This is a genomic window from Ruegeria sp. AD6 (assembly GCF_056542325.1).
The window spans coordinates 176,065-191,242 of the sequence record NZ_JBQFZQ010000002.1; the positions used below are offsets into that span (position 1 = coordinate 176,065).

Here is a 15,178-nt window from a genome sequence, read left to right on the forward strand (position 1 = left end):
CTAGGCAAGCCATATGCACATCATCCGGGATTTTCAGTACATCGAGCCTCAGGACCGCGGCGCCAGTGTGGCGATCGGGAATTTTGATGGCGTTCATTTGGGGCACCAGTCGGTGATCGAACTGGCGCGCCGCGCTGCCCCTGATGCGCCTTTGGGTGTTTTGACGTTCGAGCCGCATCCGCGCGAGTACTTCGCCCCGGACGCCCCCCCTTTCCGGTTGATGCGGGGCAACGCGCGGGCGCACCGGCTTGAGAAGCTGGGCGTGCAGATGCTGTACGAACTGCCGTTCAATGCGGCGCTTGCCGGGTTGTCCCCGGAAGAGTTCGCCAGAAACGTCATTTGCGATGGGCTGGGCCTGTCCCATATCGTTGTGGGGGCAGATTTCTGTTTTGGCAAAGGTCGTGTCGGCACCGCGCAGGATATGGTCAACTTTGGCGAGCAGATGGGATTTGGCGTCACCATTGCACCACTGATGGAGCGGTCGGAAAACGTTGTTTCCTCGACCGCCATTCGCACCGCTCTCAGCGACGGGCGTCCGCGTGATGCGGCCGCCATGCTGGGCCATTGGCACCGGATCGAAGGCGTGGTGATCGGGGGCGAGCAGCGCGGGCGCGAGTTGGGCTTTCCAACCGCGAACATGTCCATCGAAGGTCTGCACCCGCCCAAATTCGGGGTGTATGCCGTGCTGGTCGACGTGTTGGACGGACCGCATCAGGGCAGCTATCACGGGGCGGCCTCGATCGGTGTGCGCCCCATGTTCCATGGCGAAGCCCCCAACATCGAAACCTTCCTGTTCGACTTTTCCGGTGATCTTTACGGCTCGACCCTGTCCGTCGGTCTGATCGACTTCCTGCGACCAGAGCTGACATTCGATGGGCTGGACGGCCTGATCGCGCAGATGGATGCCGATTGCGAAAAGGCCCGTGGTATTCTGGCCGCCCTATGACCACCGATCCGATTGAACGCGCGGGCCTGCCGGCCCGGTTCTGGGAACGCAAGCCCTTGCGCAAGATGAGCCAGCGCGAGTGGGAGGCCCTGTGCGACGGCTGTGGCAAATGTTGCCTGAACAAGCTTGAGGATGAGGACACAGGCGAAGTTGCCCTGACCTGCGTTGCCTGCCGCCTGCTGGACGATGAAAGCTGCCGCTGCACGCAATATGACATCCGGCACCAATTCGTGCCCGAATGCATCGTCATGACCCCCGACAATATTGACGACCACGCCTATTGGTTGCCGCAAACCTGTGCGTATCGATTGCTGTGGGAAGGCAAACCTCTTTACGACTGGCATCCTTTGATATCTGGTACGCCGGACAGCGTACACGCGGCGGGCGTCTCGGTTCAGGGCCGCACGGTGTCCGAGTTCGAAACCCCCATGGAAGAGTGGGAAGACCATATTATCGAGGAGCCAACCTGATGTATTTCGCGTCTGACAATTCCGGCCCGGTTCACCCGCAGGTCATGGCCAAGTTGGCCGAGGCCAATCAGGGGTACCAGATGGCCTATGGCGCGGACACGATGATGAACGAGGTGCGCGACCGTATCCGCAGCATCTTCGAGGCACCGGGCGCTGCGGTTTATCTGGTGGCGACGGGGACGGCGGCAAATTCGCTGGCCCTTGCGACGCTGTCCAACCCCTGGGAAACGGTCTTCTGTTCTCCGGTCGCGCATATCCACGAGGATGAGTGCAACGCGCCCGAGTTTTACAGCGGGGCGAAGCTGACACTGGTGCCGGGTGGTGACAAGATGACCCCGGATGCGTTGCGCGGCTCGATCCTTGGGGAAGAAACGCGCGGGGTGCACGGGCCACAGCGCGGGCCTGTGTCGATCACGCAGGTCACCGAGCGCGGGTCGGTTTATTCGTTGGAAGAGTTGCAGGCCCTGTGCCGCGTGGCCAAGGAATACGGCCTGCCCGTCCATCTGGACGGGGCGCGGTTCACCAACGCTCTGGTTGCGCTGAATTGTTCCCCGGCGGATATGACTTGGAAATCAGGTGTGGATGCGGTCAGCTTTGGTGGCACGAAGAACGGCCTGATGGGCGTCGAGGCCGTCGTGTTCTTTGACGAAAGCAAAGCCTGGGAATTCGAGCTGCGCCGCAAACGCGGGGCGCATCTGTTTTCCAAACATCGCTACCTGTCCGCCCAGATGGCGGCTTATCTGGAAGATGATCTTTGGTTGAAAATGGCCCGTCAGGCCAACGACAACTGCGCTCTGCTGGCCAACGGGTTGCGCGCCAAGGGGGCCACGTTCCTGCACGAGCCGCAGGCCAATATGATCTTTGCCTCATTCCCACGCGCCAAGCACAAGCAATTGCACGAGGCCGGGGCGGTCTATCACCTCTGGGGTGCCGAGCTTGAAGGGGACGATGACGACGAAAACCTCGCCTGCCGATTGGTTTGCGACTGGTCGATTGGGGCGGCTGAAATCGACCGGTTCCTCAGCCTGCTGTAACGCCTGTCGCGGGGTTGGCTTTCCAGAACTCCTGAAGCAGCGCGCCTGTCTCATGGGGGTGCGAGATGGGCAGCATATGCCCCGCGCCGCGCACCACCTTATGCCGCGCATTTGGCAGGCGGTGCTGCAATCCTTCGCAGATCACCGGCAGTGTCGGGTCGGTTTCAGACCCGCTCAGCAACAGGGTCGGCATCGTGACGCGTTTGCAGTTCTCCGGGTCCAGCAACCCGGCACGGTCTTCGTACAGCACGGGATGGGAGGCAGGAACAACATGTATCCCCCGCACCATGCTGGCCCGAGTTCGCTCGGGCAGGTCAGGCCATTTCGGGCTGATGCCGGTGCTCCACATCCGGTTGAACAGCCGTGCGGCCAAAGCTGTATCGCCCGCCGCGAAGGCTGCATTGATCGGTTGGGACGCGTGGATGTGCTGGTCGAACAATTGGGGCGCATCCTGTTTTGCCACGGCAAAGAATACGGGTTCGATCAGGGTCAGGCTGCGCACGTATTGCGGGTTTACCATTGCCAGCCGCAGCGCGGCGATCGCCCCAAAGGAATGACCGATCAGATCCATGGGTTCGGTCAACTCCTGCGTCGCCTGCCCAGCCACCGCATCGAAGAAATCGCTCTGCCCGTCCCAATCCGGACTGCGCCCGTGCGACGGCATATCCGGGGCGATCAGAGACGCGCTGCCCTCCAGAACCTTGGCCAAACCGGACCACGCGCCGGAATGCGCAATGGTGCAGTGAAGGGCGAGCAATTTGCGCTCCCCCTTCCCCAAATGCCGGACGAAGGCCGCGTGTGACGCTGCAGCCAAGGCTGTCACCCGTTCATCCCTGCCAGATGCCGATCCAGATCGTCCAGCCGGTCCTGACCCCAGAACCGCTGGCCATCGGGCGTGAGGTAGAACGGCGCGCCAAACACGCCGCGATCCACGGCCTCTTCCAGATTGGCGGCATAGGTCTCGGCCCCGACCAGCAAGCCACTATTGGCCAGATCGGGGTCAAACCCGGCATTCGACAGACAGTCGCGGATCACATCATCCTGTGCCACATCCTTTTCCTCGGCCCAGCAGGCGCGCAGGATGGACTGGCACAGCTTGCCCACATCGCCCGAGCCATCCTTGATCGCGGCGATCACCGCATAGGACGACGGGGCCATATTGGTCGGCCAGTGTGCGGGCTGCAGATTGAACTCCATCCCCAGATCCCTGGATTGCCGCAGCAACTCCTGCGCGCGGTATTCGGTGCGCGAGATATGGCGGTCTTTTGGCGGCGTTCCCCCGGTGCGCGCGAACAAGGCCATGATATCCAGCGGTTTGTAATTGATCGTCGCGCCGTGCTTCGCCGCGATCTCTTCCAGCCGGGAACCGGCCAGATAGGTGTAGGGCGAAATTGTCGCAAAAAAGTAGTCAATCTGGGTCATGTGCACTTTCTCCGCAGCGTTATCTTTGCGGGACGGTAAGGCCATGCTAAGCGGTGTCAACATCACGAATCTGTCACATTGCCAACGCTGCCCGGGGATCTCAGCCAATGCCGACACTCCACGAACCCAAGCTTATTGCTGGGAACGCAAACCTTCCGCTTGCCGAAACCATCGCTCGCCGCATGAGCCTGTATCGCGGCGTTGACCAGGGTCTGGTCGATGCGCGGGTCGAGCGGTTCAATGACGGCGAGATCTTCGTCGAAGTCTTCGAGAACGTGCGCGGCGAGGATATGTTCATCATCCAGCCGACCTCGAACCCGGCCAATGACAATCTGATGGAGCTGCTGATCATCGCCGACGCACTGCGCCGGTCGTCGGCCCAGCGGATCACCGCCGTGATCCCCTATTTCGGCTACGCCCGTCAGGACCGCCGCACCAAGGCCCGCACGCCGATCAGCGCCAAGCTGGTGGCCAACATGCTGACCGGCGCAGGGATCGAGCGGGTTCTGACCATGGACCTGCACGCCGCCCAGATTCAGGGGTTCTTTGATATCCCGGTGGACAACCTTTACGCCTCGCCGATTTTTGCGCTGGATGTGAAGCATCAGTTCAAGGACAATCTGGACGAGATCATGGTGGTCTCGCCCGATGTCGGCGGCGTGGCCCGTGCCCGCGAGTTGGCCAAGCGCATCAACGCCCCCCTGTCGATTGTCGACAAACGCCGCGAAAAAGCAGGCGAAGTGGCTGAAATGACCGTGATCGGCGACGTCAAAGACAAAATCTGCCTGATTGTGGACGACATGTGCGACACCGCCGGCACGCTGTGCAAAGCGGCGCAGGTCCTGCTGGATAACGGCGCGAAAGAGGTTCATTCCTACATCACCCATGGCGTCATGAGCGGCCCTGCAGTCGAGCGTGTGACCAATTCGGTCATGAAGTCTCTGGTCCTGACGGATACGATCCAGCCAACCAAAGAGATCCTGAAGGCCAAGAATATCCGCATCGTGCCGACCGCACCGATCTTCACTCAGGCCATCCTGAACATCTGGAACGGCACCAGCGTTTCATCTCTGTTCGAAGACAAAACGCTGACACCGATCTACGAATCCATGTACCAGATGGACTGAATGTGATGACTGCCAACAAACGTATTGTCCTGTCCAGCGACCACGCAGCGATCGATCTGCGTCAGGCCGTGGCCAACCACATCGCCCAGCAAGGCTGGGAGGTGGTCGATATTGGCCCGACGACCCCGGAAAGCACGCATTACCCCAAACACGGCAAAGCCGCAGCGCAGGCGGTGGCGTCGGGTGACTGTCAGCTGGGCATCATCCTTTGCGGCACCGGGCAAGGGATCATGATGGCGGCAAACAAGGTCCGCGGCATCCGCTGCGGCGTGTGCTCTGACGCCTTCTCGGCCCGGATGATCCGCCAGCACAACGACGCCAACATGCTGTCCATCGGCGCACGCGTCGTTGGCGAAGGTCAGGCACTGGACATCGTGGACGCGTTTCTGTCCGCCGAGTTCGAAGGCGGCCGCCACGCTACACGAGTGGATATGATCGAGGCGCAGGACAGCTAATCCGCGCCCTGCTCCGATCAGGAGATATTCCAATCATCTGCGTGGGCGACTTCACCAATAGCCGTCCATGCAACCCGGATGCGGGCGATACGGGTATCCGACCAGGTGCGGAATACAGCCGTGAACCCCTGGGGCGTCACATCCTGCGCCTTCACCTCTGCCCGTAATGCCGAAGACGTGTCCACGTCCCACAGCGAAATGCCCACCTGTACAACCGGGATCGACCGAAAGGCTTCGCTGAATCGAATCTGAGCCCGACGTTCGCGCGGGCCTTCGCCGGTCCACATATCGCCGCCTTCGGCGAATTCGGAAAACAGCACCTCTTCGCCCTGATCGATGCCGATGGGATGGGTAAGAAATTTCTTCATTCTGTCATCATTATTCTTGAATTCCCGCAACTTATCCCGGCTTTTCGGCAAAAGCACGACAAAAAAACGGCCCCGCAGGTGCGAGGCCGTTCAAATTTTCAGCTGTGATGCCTGTTACAGGCTCATATGCGTTCCAAGCGCTTCCATGTCGGCCAGCAACTTGGCGGCATCATCGACGATGGTCTGGTCGTCACCACCCTTGGCCGCCTCGTGCGAGGCGCGGGCGTCTTCGATCAGCTCGTCCAGATGTGCGCGGGTCACTTCGGCCACCGGGATCGCTTTTTCGGCCAGAACCGAAAGGCTGTCGCCGTTGATCTGGGCAAACCCGCCGGTGACCAGGTATTCGCTGGACCCTTCGGGTGCCTCAACCTTCAGCAGACCGGGGCGCAGCGTGGTGATGGTGGGGGCATGATCGGGCATCGCCGTCATGTCCCCGTCCGCGCCGGGAATCTGGACCGCGGTAGCGCTGAGCGAAGCAAGGCTCCGCTCGGGGCTGACGAGGTCGAATTGCATCGTGTTTGCCATCAGGGATACTCCTTAGGCGGCTTCTGCTGCCATCTTCTCGGCCTTGGCGATCACTTCTTCGATGCCGCCAACCATCAGGAAGGCCGCTTCGGGCAGGTGATCGTATTCGCCAGCCACAACGGCCTTGAACGACGAGATGGTCACGTCCAGAGGAACCTGAACGCCCGGCGAACCGGTAAAAACCTCGGCCACGTCGAACGGCTGCGACAGGAAGCGTTCGATCTTACGGGCACGGGCCACGGTCAGTTTGTCCTCTTCCGACAGTTCGTCCATGCCGAGGATGGCGATGATGTCCTGCAGCGACTTGTAGCGCTGGAGGATCTGCTGAACGTCGGTTGCAACCTTGTAGTGCTCTTCACCAACAATCGCCGGGTCAAGCAGACGCGAGGTCGAGTCGAGCGGGTCAACCGCAGGGTAGATACCCTTTTCCGAGATCGCACGGTTCAGAACGGTGGTCGCATCGAGGTGCGCAAACGAGGTCGCAGGCGCAGGGTCGGTAAGGTCGTCCGCAGGCACGTAGATCGCCTGCACCGAGGTGATCGAGCCCGACTTGGTCGAGGTGATGCGTTCCTGCAGGGCGCCCATGTCGGTGGCCAGTGTCGGCTGGTAGCCCACAGCCGAAGGAATACGACCCAGCAGAGCCGAAACCTCGGAACCCGCCTGCGTGAAGCGGAAGATGTTGTCGACGAAGAACAGAACGTCGGTCCCGGACTGATCACGGAACTGCTCGGCCAGGGTCAGACCGGTCAGAGCAACACGCGCACGCGCACCCGGAGGTTCGTTCATCTGACCGTAAACCAGGGCCACCTGCGATTCCGACAGGTTGTCCGGCTTGATGACGTTCGATTCGATCATCTCGTGATACAGGTCGTTGCCTTCACGGGTCCGTTCACCAACACCCGCGAACACGGAAAAGCCCGAGTGCACTTTTGCGATGTTGTTGATCAGTTCCATGATCAGAACGGTTTTGCCAACGCCCGCGCCGCCGAACAGGCCGATTTTACCGCCTTTGGCGTAGGGGGCCAGCAGGTCAACAACCTTGATGCCGGTGACCAGGATTTCCGACTCGGTCGACTGTTCGTCGAACTCGGGTGCGGGCTGGTGGATCGCGCGGGTCTCGGTTGCGACAACCTCGCCCTTTTCGTCGATCGGCTCGCCGACAACGTTCAGGATGCGGCCCAGGGTGGCGTTACCAACCGGAACCGAGATCGGTGCGCCGGTGTCGGTAACCGCTTCGCCGCGGACCAGACCTTCGGTCGCGTCCATCGCGATAGTACGGACGGTGTTTTCACCCAGGTGCTGAGCAACTTCCAACACCAGGCGCTTGCCGTTGTTGGTGGTTTCCAGCGCGTTCAGAATTTCAGGCAGCTGATCATCGAACTGCACGTCAACGACGGCCCCGATGATCTGTGTGACTTTGCCTTTTGCATTCGCCATGTTTCGTCTCCGGTTTTCTTACAGCGCTTCGGCGCCGGAAATAATTTCAATCAGCTCGTTGGTGATCACGGCCTGACGCGAGCGGTTGAACTGGATCGTCAGCTTGTCGATCATCTCACCCGCGTTGCGTGTCGCGTTGTCCATCGCGGACATCCGTGCACCCTGTTCAGACGCTCCGTTTTCGAGCAAGGCCGAGAAGATCGCGGTGGCAACCCCCTTGGGCAGCAGGTCGGCCAGAATGGCCTCTTCGCTGGGCTCGTAGTCGAAGATGGCACCGCTGTCGTCACCTGCCGCTTCGTTCTCGAACGAGGCGGGGATGATCTGCTGTGCCGTCGGGATCTGAGTCACAACGTTGACGAACTTCGAATAGAAGATCGTGGCAACGTCAAACTCACCCCCGTCAAAGCGGGACAGGATATCCTTGGCGATGTCCTGCGCATTGGTGTAACCCAGACGCTTGACCTCGCTCAGGTCGATATGTCCAACGAACAGATCGCCAAAATCACGTTTGAGCGCGTCGCGGCCTTTCTTGCCGACGGTCAGAACCTTGACCGTCTTGCCTTTGGCACGCAGCTCGTCCGCCTTTTGGCGGGCCAGCTTGGCGATGTTCGAGTTGAAGCCGCCGCACAGGCCGCGTTCAGCTGTCATGACAACCAGCAGATGGACATCATCGCTGCCCGTACCCCGGAGCAGCTTGGGGGCGCTGTCGCTGCCCCCGACCGACGCCGCCAGCCCCGCCATCACGGCATTGAACCGTTCGGCATAGGGGCGCGAGGCTTCGGCAGATTCCTGGGCGCGGCGCAGTTTTGCAGCCGCGACCATCTGCATGGCCTTGGTGATCTTGCGGGTCGATTTGACCGACTCGATCCTGTTTTTAAGGTCCTTAAGATTTGGCATATGCCCGCCTCTCCCTTAAGCGAAGGTTGCGGCGTATTCGTCCAGCGCAGCCTTGATCTTGTCGGAAGCGTCACCCTTGATCTTGGGATCTTCGTCCGTGATCCACTGAAGCAGATCCGCGTGCTTGCCACGCAGGTGCGCCAGCAGGCCAGCTTCGTAACGGCCAACATCGGACACGTCGATCTTGTCGAGGTAACCGTTGGTACCGGCGAAGATCACGCAGACGATTTCAGCGTTGGTCAGCGGCGAGTACTGCGGCTGTTTCATCAGCTCGGTCAGACGCGCACCACGGTTCAGCAGCTGCTGGGTCGCGGCGTCGAGGTCGGAACCAAACTGCGCAAACGCAGCCATTTCGCGGTACTGAGCCAGTTCCAGCTTAACCGGACCGGCGACCGACTTCATCGAGTTGGTCTGAGCCGACGAGCCCACACGCGAAACCGACAGACCGGTGTTCACGGCAGGACGGATGCCCTGGTAGAACAGTTCGGTTTCCAGGAAGATCTGACCGTCGGTGATCGAGATCACGTTGGTCGGAATAAAGGCTGATACGTCACCGCCCTGAGTTTCGATAACCGGCAGAGCGGTCAGCGAGCCTGCGCCGAAATCTTCGTTCAGCTTCGCCGAACGCTCCAGCAGGCGCGAGTGGAGGTAGAAAACGTCGCCCGGATAGGCTTCACGGCCCGGCGGGCGGCGCAGCAGCAGCGACATCTGACGATAGGACACAGCCTGCTTCGACAGGTCATCATAGATGATCAGCGCGTGGCGGCCGTTGTCACGGAAGTATTCGGCCATCGCGGTCGCGGCATATGGTGCCAGGAACTGCATCGGCGCCGGGTCGGACGCGGTTGCGGCCACAACGATCGAGTATTCAATCGCGCCGGATTCTTCCAGCTTCTTCACCAGCTGCGCAACGGTCGAACGCTTTTGACCGATGGCGACGTATACGCAGTACAGTTTCTTCGACTCGTCGTCGCCTGCTGCGTCGTTGTAGGTTTTCTGGTTCAGGATCGCGTCCAGAGCAACGGCGGTTTTGCCGGTCTGACGGTCACCAATGATCAGCTCACGCTGGCCACGGCCGATCGGGATCATCGCGTCAACCGATTTCAGGCCGGTTGCCATCGGCTCGTGCACCGATTTACGCGGGATGATGCCGGGGGCTTTGACGTCTGCAACGCCACGCTTGGTCGCGTTGATCGGGCCTTTGCCGTCCAGCGGGTTGCCCAGACCGTCAACAACACGGCCCAGCAGTTCGTCACCGATCGGAACGTCCACGATCGAGTTGGTGCGCTTGACGGTGTCACCTTCTTTGATGTCACGGTCGGACCCAAAGATAACGACACCCACGTTGTCGCTTTCAAGGTTCAGCGCCATGCCCATGATGCCGCCGGGAAACTCGACCATTTCACCCGCTTGGACATTGTCCAGGCCGTATACACGGGCAATCCCGTCACCGACGCTCAGCACGCGGCCGATCTCGGCCACTTCGGCTTCCTGACCAAAATTCTTGATCTGGTCCTTCAGGATTGCAGAAATCTCTGCAGCTTGGATTCCCATTTATCCGACCTCTTTCATTGCATTCTGTAGGGAGTTCAGCTTCGAACGGATCGAGCTATCGATCATTTTCGAGCCCACTTTAACGACAAGACCGCCGATGAGGCTTTCATCCACGGTCGCATTGATTGTCACGGTCTTGCCCACACGCTCGGACAGCGTCTTGGACAGTTTTTCCAGTTGTGTCTTGGTCAGCGCCTTGGCCGAGGCGACATCGGCGGTCACTTCGCCACGCTCATCCGCCAGCATGTCGCGCAGAACCTGCACCAGCTGCGGCACCACGAACAGGCGGCGTTTCTGCGCCATCAGGCCCAGCGTGTTGCCCAGAATGGTGTTAAGACCCATTTTCGCAGCGATTGCGGTGATTGCGCCTTCTTGTTCAGAGCGGGAAACCAGAGGCGAGGCAATCAGGTCGCGCAATTCGGCGCTGTCGCCCAGTGCTGCTGCCAGATCATTGATGCCGGTTTCCAGACCTGCGAGGTCATTATTCTCTTTCGCGATCTCGAAAATCGCGGTGGCATAGCGCTCGGCGATGCCTGTGGAAATCGAAGCTGGTTCGGACACGTCCACCCTTCCGATATTTTGGGCCCCGAATTCGCGTTGCGGCAGCTACCCCGGGGGCGTGAAGAAACCCCGTCCATAAAGGGCGGGGATCAAAATCACCGGGGATGTAGCAGAGCCGAACCAAGCTAGCAATATATTATCACGGCCAGCGCCTTATCCACAAAACGTTGAATTTCATACACTTACGCAAAGTGCGACCCTTTTGACCGGCTGGCTTGAGATAAAAATGTTACCAAACTGTAGGTTTTTGCGATTCCTGTGGCCGATTTTCATCAATTTCGGGCGGTAAAAACGCCCCGCAGGTTTCGCGGTTACGCGGGCTTGAGCAGCCCGTCCAGTGCCTTGATCGGCCGTTTTGCGGTATCTTTCGTTACACTGCCGCTGGGTGGGCGGATATGTTTGCTGACCTCGACCATCAGAACGCCACCGGCCATGACTGTCGGGATCCGCTGGCCCGTCTTTTCGATCAGACTGCCGGATTTCAGCCAGAAGCGCCGGAATGACGGCGGCAGATAAAGCGCCGAGCAATGGTTTTCACGCTTGAAATGATGCGCCTTCAACTGGTTTTCCAACTGTGTCGCCGAATACGGACGCCCAAAGCCAAAAGGCGTGCGATCGGTTCGGGACCACAGCCCGGCCCGGTTCGGTACGACGAACAGGGCCTTGCCACCCGGCCCCAGAACCCTCCAGCATTCGTCCAGCAACTGGCTTGGGCGTTCCGAGGTTTCCAGCCCGTGCATGACCACCAGCTTGTCGACATGACCGGTTTCGATGGGCCACAGCGTCTCTTCGGTCAGGACCGAAACATTGGGCATGCCCGCAGGCCAGGGCATCACACCCTGCGGACCGGGCATAAGGCCGATCACGCGGCGCGCATCGGCCAGATAGGGGCGCAGCAAAGGCACCGCGAACCCAAATCCCGCAACCGTTTGGCCCTTGGCTTCGGGCCACAGATCGACAAGCCGCCCACGGATCGCCGCCTGCGCCGCACGGCCCAGCGTGCTGCGGTAGTAAAAGTTCCTCAGATCCTGCACATCAAGATGCATTGCGGATACCCGGTCAATCGGCTTAGCTGGGCGCAGTCTAGCAATGAAAGGGCAAAAGGCCATGCCTCTTGAGATCGTAACCATCCCATGTCTCAGCGATAATTACGCATTTCTGGCGCATGATGCCGCAACCGGCCAGACGGCTCTGGTCGATGCGCCCGAACCGGGGCCGATTCTGGCCGAACTGGACCGCCGCGGCTGGAGCCTGAGCCACGTGTTGCTGACCCATCATCACTGGGATCACGTCGATGGCCTGCCCGGCATCCTGGAAAAGCATCCGGCCAAGGTGATCGGGGCTGCTGCAGACGCCCATCGCCTGCCCCCGCTGGACCTGCAAGTGTCCGAAGGCAACAGCTTTGAGATCGGAGGAGAGCCGGTCGAGGTGCTGGACGTTTCGGGCCATACGGTTGGTCATATCGCATTTTATCTGCCCCAAAGCGCCGTGGTCTTTACCGCAGACAGCCTGATGGCCCTGGGTTGTGGTCGCCTGTTCGAAGGCACGCCGGATCAGATGTGGGCCTCGCTCAGCAAGCTGGCGGCGCTGCCCGACGATACTTTGGTGTGTTCAGGCCATGAATATACCCTGTCGAATGCCAAGTTTGCCGTCACGATTGACCCCGATAACGCCGCCTTGCAACAGCGCGTTGCGGATACCAACCGCGCCAACGCCGCCGGAGAACCGACAGTTCCGTCAACTTTGGCCCTTGAGAAAGCAACAAATCCATTCCTGCGGGCCTCTGATCCCGCGATTCAGGCGCATCTTGGCATGGTGGGGGCCGACCCAGCCGCTGTTTTTGCCGAGATCAGGGGTAGAAAAGACCGGTTTTGATGCCTATTTGCCCCCCTTCACGGACACGGTCACAACAAATGTGACTGTCAAGTGAAAGAAAACCCTTGAAGCCGGGCGTCGATCAACCAAACTCTAATAGTATGAGGACATGGTTGGGATGGGGTTCCGGCCGAAAGCCCGCCCCCTTCTGACCCAAGACAGAGGAGCACCCGCGTGCCTTCATTCTCGAGCACATTGGAACAAGCCATCCACGCGGCCCTTGCAGCTGCGAATGAACGGCGACACGAATTTGCAACGTTGGAGCATCTGCTGCTGGCGCTGCTGGAAGAACCCGATGCCATTCGGGTCATGAAGGCCTGCAGCGTCGATCTGGACGAATTGCGCAGCACCTTGGTCGAATTTATCGACGAAGACCTGTCTAATCTGGTCACTGACATAGATGGGTCCGAAGCAGTGCCGACTGCCGCCTTCCAACGTGTTATCCAGCGCGCCGCGATCCATGTTCAAAGCTCGGGCCGGACCGAGGTGACCGGGGCCAATGTGCTGGTCGCCATTTTTGCCGAACGCGAAAGCAATGCGGCCTATTTCCTGCAGGAACAGGACATGACCCGTTACGACGCGGTGAATTTCATCGCCCACGGCGTTGCCAAGGACCCTGCCTATGGCGAAAGCCGCTCGGTCTCGGGCGCGGATCAGGTCGAGGAAGAGGTGCAGTCCAGCGCTGGCGATGGTGAGCAGAAAGAAAGCGCTCTGGGCAAATACTGCGTCGATCTGAACGCGAAATCGCGGGCCGGAGACGTTGACCCGCTGATCGGCCGCGCGGATGAGGTCGAACGCTGCATTCAGGTGCTGTGCCGTCGCCGCAAAAACAACCCGCTGTTGGTGGGGGATCCGGGCGTGGGTAAAACCGCCATTGCCGAGGGTCTGGCCCATAAGATTGTGGGCGGCGAGGCCCCGGATGTGTTGTCTAACACCACCATCTACTCGCTGGATATGGGCGCGTTGCTGGCCGGAACCCGCTATCGTGGGGACTTTGAAGAACGGCTCAAGGCGGTTGTGACCGAATTGGAAGATCACCCCGACGCGGTTCTGTTCATCGACGAGATTCACACCGTAATCGGTGCCGGTGCCACATCAGGCGGGGCGATGGATGCCTCGAACCTGCTGAAACCTGCCTTGCAGGGCGGCAAGCTGCGCACCATGGGCTCGACCACTTACAAGGAATTCCGTCAACATTTCGAAAAGGACCGCGCGCTGAGCCGCCGGTTCCAGAAGATCGACGTGAATGAGCCTTCGGTAGAGGACAGCGTGAAGATTCTGCGCGGTCTGAAACCCTATTTCGAAGAACATCACGAGATCAAATATACCGCAGATGCCATCAAGACAGCCGTCGAACTGTCGGCGCGCTATATCAACGACCGCAAGTTGCCGGACAAGGCCATCGACGTGATCGACGAAGCCGGTGCCGCGCAGCACCTGGTCGCCGAAAGCAAGCGTCGCAAGACCATCGGTGTGAAAGAGATCGAAGCGGTCGTCGCCAAGATCGCCCGCATCCCGCCGAAAAACGTCACCAAGGATGATGCGGCGGTTCTGAAAGACCTCGAAGCCTCGTTGAAACGCGTGGTGTTCGGACAGGACCTAGCCATCGAGGCGCTTGCCAGCGCCATCAAACTGGCCCGTGCCGGTCTGCGTGAACCTGAAAAGCCAATCGGCAACTACCTGTTCGCCGGTCCGACCGGTGTGGGCAAGACCGAGGTGGCGAAACAGCTGGCCGACAATCTGGGCGTGGAATTGCTGCGCTTTGACATGTCGGAATACATGGAGAAACACGCGGTTTCCCGTCTGATCGGTGCCCCTCCGGGCTATGTCGGGTTCGATCAGGGCGGTCTGCTGACCGACGGTGTCGATCAGCATCCGCATTGCGTGCTGCTGCTGGACGAGATCGAAAAGGCCCACCCGGATGTGTTCAACATCTTGTTGCAGGTGATGGACCATGGCGAGTTGACCGACCATAACGGTCGTACGGTGAATTTCCGCAACGTGGTGCTGATCATGACCTCGAACGCGGGCGCGCAGGAACAGGCCAAGGCCGCCATCGGCTTTGCCCGCGACCGCCGCGAGGGCGAGGATACCGCCGCAATCGAACGCATGTTCACGCCGGAATTCCGCAACCGTCTGGACGCCGTGATTTCCTTCGCGCCGTTGCCGAAAGAGGTCATCCTGCAAGTGGTCGAGAAATTCGTCCTGCAGCTTGAGGCGCAATTGCTGGATCGCGGCGTGACCATCGACCTGACCCCCAAAGCCGCCGCGTGGCTGGCCGACAAGGGCTATGACGACAAGATGGGCGCGCGTCCGCTGGGCCGTGTCATTCAGGAGCACATCAAGAAACCTTTGGCCGAGGAATTGCTGTTCGGCAAACTGGCCAAGGGCGGCGTGGTGCGCGTCTCGGTCAAGAAGGGCGAGTTGGATCTTGAAATCCTAGGCCCCGATCAACGCCGCATTCCGGGTGATAAGCCGCCGTTGCTGACTGCCGACTGATCGGTGAA

General features: G+C 60.1%; 16 protein-coding genes. 7 read left to right on the forward strand and 9 right to left on the reverse strand.

From position 1 onward, the window contains the following. Positions 1-13: 13 nt before the first annotated feature. From ACR0KJ_RS07805 to ACR0KJ_RS07815, 3 genes are read left to right on the forward strand one after another with little or no spacing between them, the layout of a single operon-like run. Entirely contained in the window at positions 14-946 is a 933-nt protein-coding gene (locus ACR0KJ_RS07805; protein WP_170452691.1) for a bifunctional riboflavin kinase/FAD synthetase, read from the forward strand. Then, on the forward strand, positions 943-1,416 hold the full coding sequence (locus ACR0KJ_RS07810; protein ID WP_480626362.1) for a YcgN family cysteine cluster protein: 474 nt from the start codon (positions 943-945) through the stop codon (positions 1,414-1,416). Before ACR0KJ_RS07805 ends, ACR0KJ_RS07810 begins: the two co-directional genes overlap by 4 nt. Beyond that, positions 1,416-2,450 (forward strand): threonine aldolase family protein, encoded by a 1,035-nt coding sequence (locus ACR0KJ_RS07815; protein WP_480626363.1) that lies wholly within the window; start codon positions 1,416-1,418, stop codon positions 2,448-2,450. Before ACR0KJ_RS07810 ends, ACR0KJ_RS07815 begins: the two co-directional genes overlap by 1 nt. Here the strand turns inward: ACR0KJ_RS07815 and ACR0KJ_RS07820 are convergent. Further along, a complete protein-coding gene (locus ACR0KJ_RS07820) occupies positions 2,437-3,207 on the reverse strand; it encodes an alpha/beta fold hydrolase (RefSeq protein WP_480626364.1) in 771 nt (256 codons plus the stop codon). The two genes, ACR0KJ_RS07815 and ACR0KJ_RS07820, sit on opposite strands and share 14 nt — an antisense overlap. Positions 3,208-3,269: 62 nt before the next feature. Then, on the reverse strand, positions 3,270-3,872 hold the full coding sequence (locus ACR0KJ_RS07825) for a 2-hydroxychromene-2-carboxylate isomerase (protein ID WP_170452697.1): 603 nt from the start codon (positions 3,870-3,872) through the stop codon (positions 3,270-3,272). Between the two features lie 107 nt (positions 3,873-3,979). Here ACR0KJ_RS07825 and ACR0KJ_RS07830 point away from each other — a divergent pair, with 107 nt between their 5' ends. Beyond that, a complete protein-coding gene (locus tag ACR0KJ_RS07830) occupies positions 3,980-4,999 on the forward strand; it encodes a ribose-phosphate pyrophosphokinase (RefSeq protein WP_170452698.1) in 1,020 nt (339 codons plus the stop codon). 5 nt (positions 5,000-5,004) lie between these two features. Continuing rightward, entirely contained in the window at positions 5,005-5,454 is a 450-nt protein-coding gene (rpiB, locus tag ACR0KJ_RS07835) for a ribose 5-phosphate isomerase B (protein WP_480626365.1), read from the forward strand. 17 nt (positions 5,455-5,471) lie between these two features. Here rpiB and ACR0KJ_RS07840 read toward each other — a convergent pair whose 3' ends face one another. The 7 genes from ACR0KJ_RS07840 to ACR0KJ_RS07870 form a co-directional block, all read right to left on the reverse strand. Beyond that, entirely contained in the window at positions 5,472-5,822 is a 351-nt protein-coding gene (locus tag ACR0KJ_RS07840) for an H-type lectin domain-containing protein (protein ID WP_170452701.1), read from the reverse strand. 114 nt (positions 5,823-5,936) lie between these two features. After that, a complete protein-coding gene (locus ACR0KJ_RS07845; protein WP_050604827.1) occupies positions 5,937-6,347 on the reverse strand; it encodes a F0F1 ATP synthase subunit epsilon in 411 nt (136 codons plus the stop codon). A 12-nt stretch (positions 6,348-6,359) separates the two neighbouring features. Then, the gene (atpD, locus tag ACR0KJ_RS07850; protein WP_170521672.1) at positions 6,360-7,784 is read right to left on the reverse strand and encodes a F0F1 ATP synthase subunit beta; all 1,425 of its coding nucleotides are present in this window, start codon (positions 7,782-7,784) and stop codon (positions 6,360-6,362) included. 18 nt (positions 7,785-7,802) lie between these two features. Beyond that, complete coding sequence (locus ACR0KJ_RS07855) at positions 7,803-8,681, reverse strand: F0F1 ATP synthase subunit gamma (protein WP_480626366.1); 879 nt, start codon at positions 8,679-8,681, stop codon at positions 7,803-7,805. A 15-nt stretch (positions 8,682-8,696) separates the two neighbouring features. Next, positions 8,697-10,235: a F0F1 ATP synthase subunit alpha gene (gene atpA / locus ACR0KJ_RS07860; protein WP_152459013.1), complete on the reverse strand. Its 1,539-nt coding sequence runs from the start codon at positions 10,233-10,235 to the stop codon at positions 8,697-8,699. After that, the gene (locus ACR0KJ_RS07865; protein WP_170521667.1) at positions 10,236-10,796 is read right to left on the reverse strand and encodes a F0F1 ATP synthase subunit delta; all 561 of its coding nucleotides are present in this window, start codon (positions 10,794-10,796) and stop codon (positions 10,236-10,238) included. A gap of 311 nt (positions 10,797-11,107) precedes the next feature. Further along, positions 11,108-11,842 (reverse strand): methyltransferase domain-containing protein, encoded by a 735-nt coding sequence (locus ACR0KJ_RS07870; RefSeq protein WP_170622838.1) that lies wholly within the window; start codon positions 11,840-11,842, stop codon positions 11,108-11,110. Positions 11,843-11,903: 61 nt separating this feature from the next. On the opposite strand from ACR0KJ_RS07870, the gene gloB reads away from it, so the two are divergent. Together gloB and clpA are read left to right on the forward strand one after the other, a co-directional pair. Next, complete coding sequence (gene gloB / locus ACR0KJ_RS07875; RefSeq protein ID WP_480626367.1) at positions 11,904-12,671, forward strand: hydroxyacylglutathione hydrolase; 768 nt, start codon at positions 11,904-11,906, stop codon at positions 12,669-12,671. 174 nt (positions 12,672-12,845) lie between these two features. Further along, entirely contained in the window at positions 12,846-15,170 is a 2,325-nt protein-coding gene (gene clpA / locus ACR0KJ_RS07880; RefSeq protein WP_170452709.1) for an ATP-dependent Clp protease ATP-binding subunit ClpA, read from the forward strand. Positions 15,171-15,178: the final 8 nt, after the last annotated feature.

Coding starts and splice junctions, on each gene's coding strand:
- ACR0KJ_RS07855 (WP_480626366.1), bottom strand. CDS start 8,681: ATGCCAAATCTTAAGGACCTTAAAAACAGGATCGAGTCGGTCAAATCG.
- ACR0KJ_RS07810 (WP_480626362.1), top strand. CDS start 943: ATGACCACCGATCCGATTGAACGCGCGGGCCTGCCGGCCCGGTTCTGG.
- atpA (WP_152459013.1), bottom strand. CDS start 10,235: ATGGGAATCCAAGCTGCAGAGATTTCTGCAATCCTGAAGGACCAGATC.
- gloB (WP_480626367.1), top strand. CDS start 11,904: ATGCCTCTTGAGATCGTAACCATCCCATGTCTCAGCGATAATTACGCA.
- ACR0KJ_RS07805 (WP_170452691.1), top strand. CDS start 14: ATGCACATCATCCGGGATTTTCAGTACATCGAGCCTCAGGACCGCGGC.
- ACR0KJ_RS07840 (WP_170452701.1), bottom strand. CDS start 5,822: ATGAAGAAATTTCTTACCCATCCCATCGGCATCGATCAGGGCGAAGAG.
- atpD (WP_170521672.1), bottom strand. CDS start 7,784: ATGGCGAATGCAAAAGGCAAAGTCACACAGATCATCGGGGCCGTCGTT.
- ACR0KJ_RS07815 (WP_480626363.1), top strand. CDS start 1,416: ATGTATTTCGCGTCTGACAATTCCGGCCCGGTTCACCCGCAGGTCATG.
- rpiB (WP_480626365.1), top strand. CDS start 5,005: ATGACTGCCAACAAACGTATTGTCCTGTCCAGCGACCACGCAGCGATC.
- ACR0KJ_RS07830 (WP_170452698.1), top strand. CDS start 3,980: ATGCCGACACTCCACGAACCCAAGCTTATTGCTGGGAACGCAAACCTT.
- ACR0KJ_RS07825 (WP_170452697.1), bottom strand. CDS start 3,872: ATGACCCAGATTGACTACTTTTTTGCGACAATTTCGCCCTACACCTAT.
- ACR0KJ_RS07870 (WP_170622838.1), bottom strand. CDS start 11,842: ATGCATCTTGATGTGCAGGATCTGAGGAACTTTTACTACCGCAGCACG.
- ACR0KJ_RS07845 (WP_050604827.1), bottom strand. CDS start 6,347: ATGGCAAACACGATGCAATTCGACCTCGTCAGCCCCGAGCGGAGCCTT.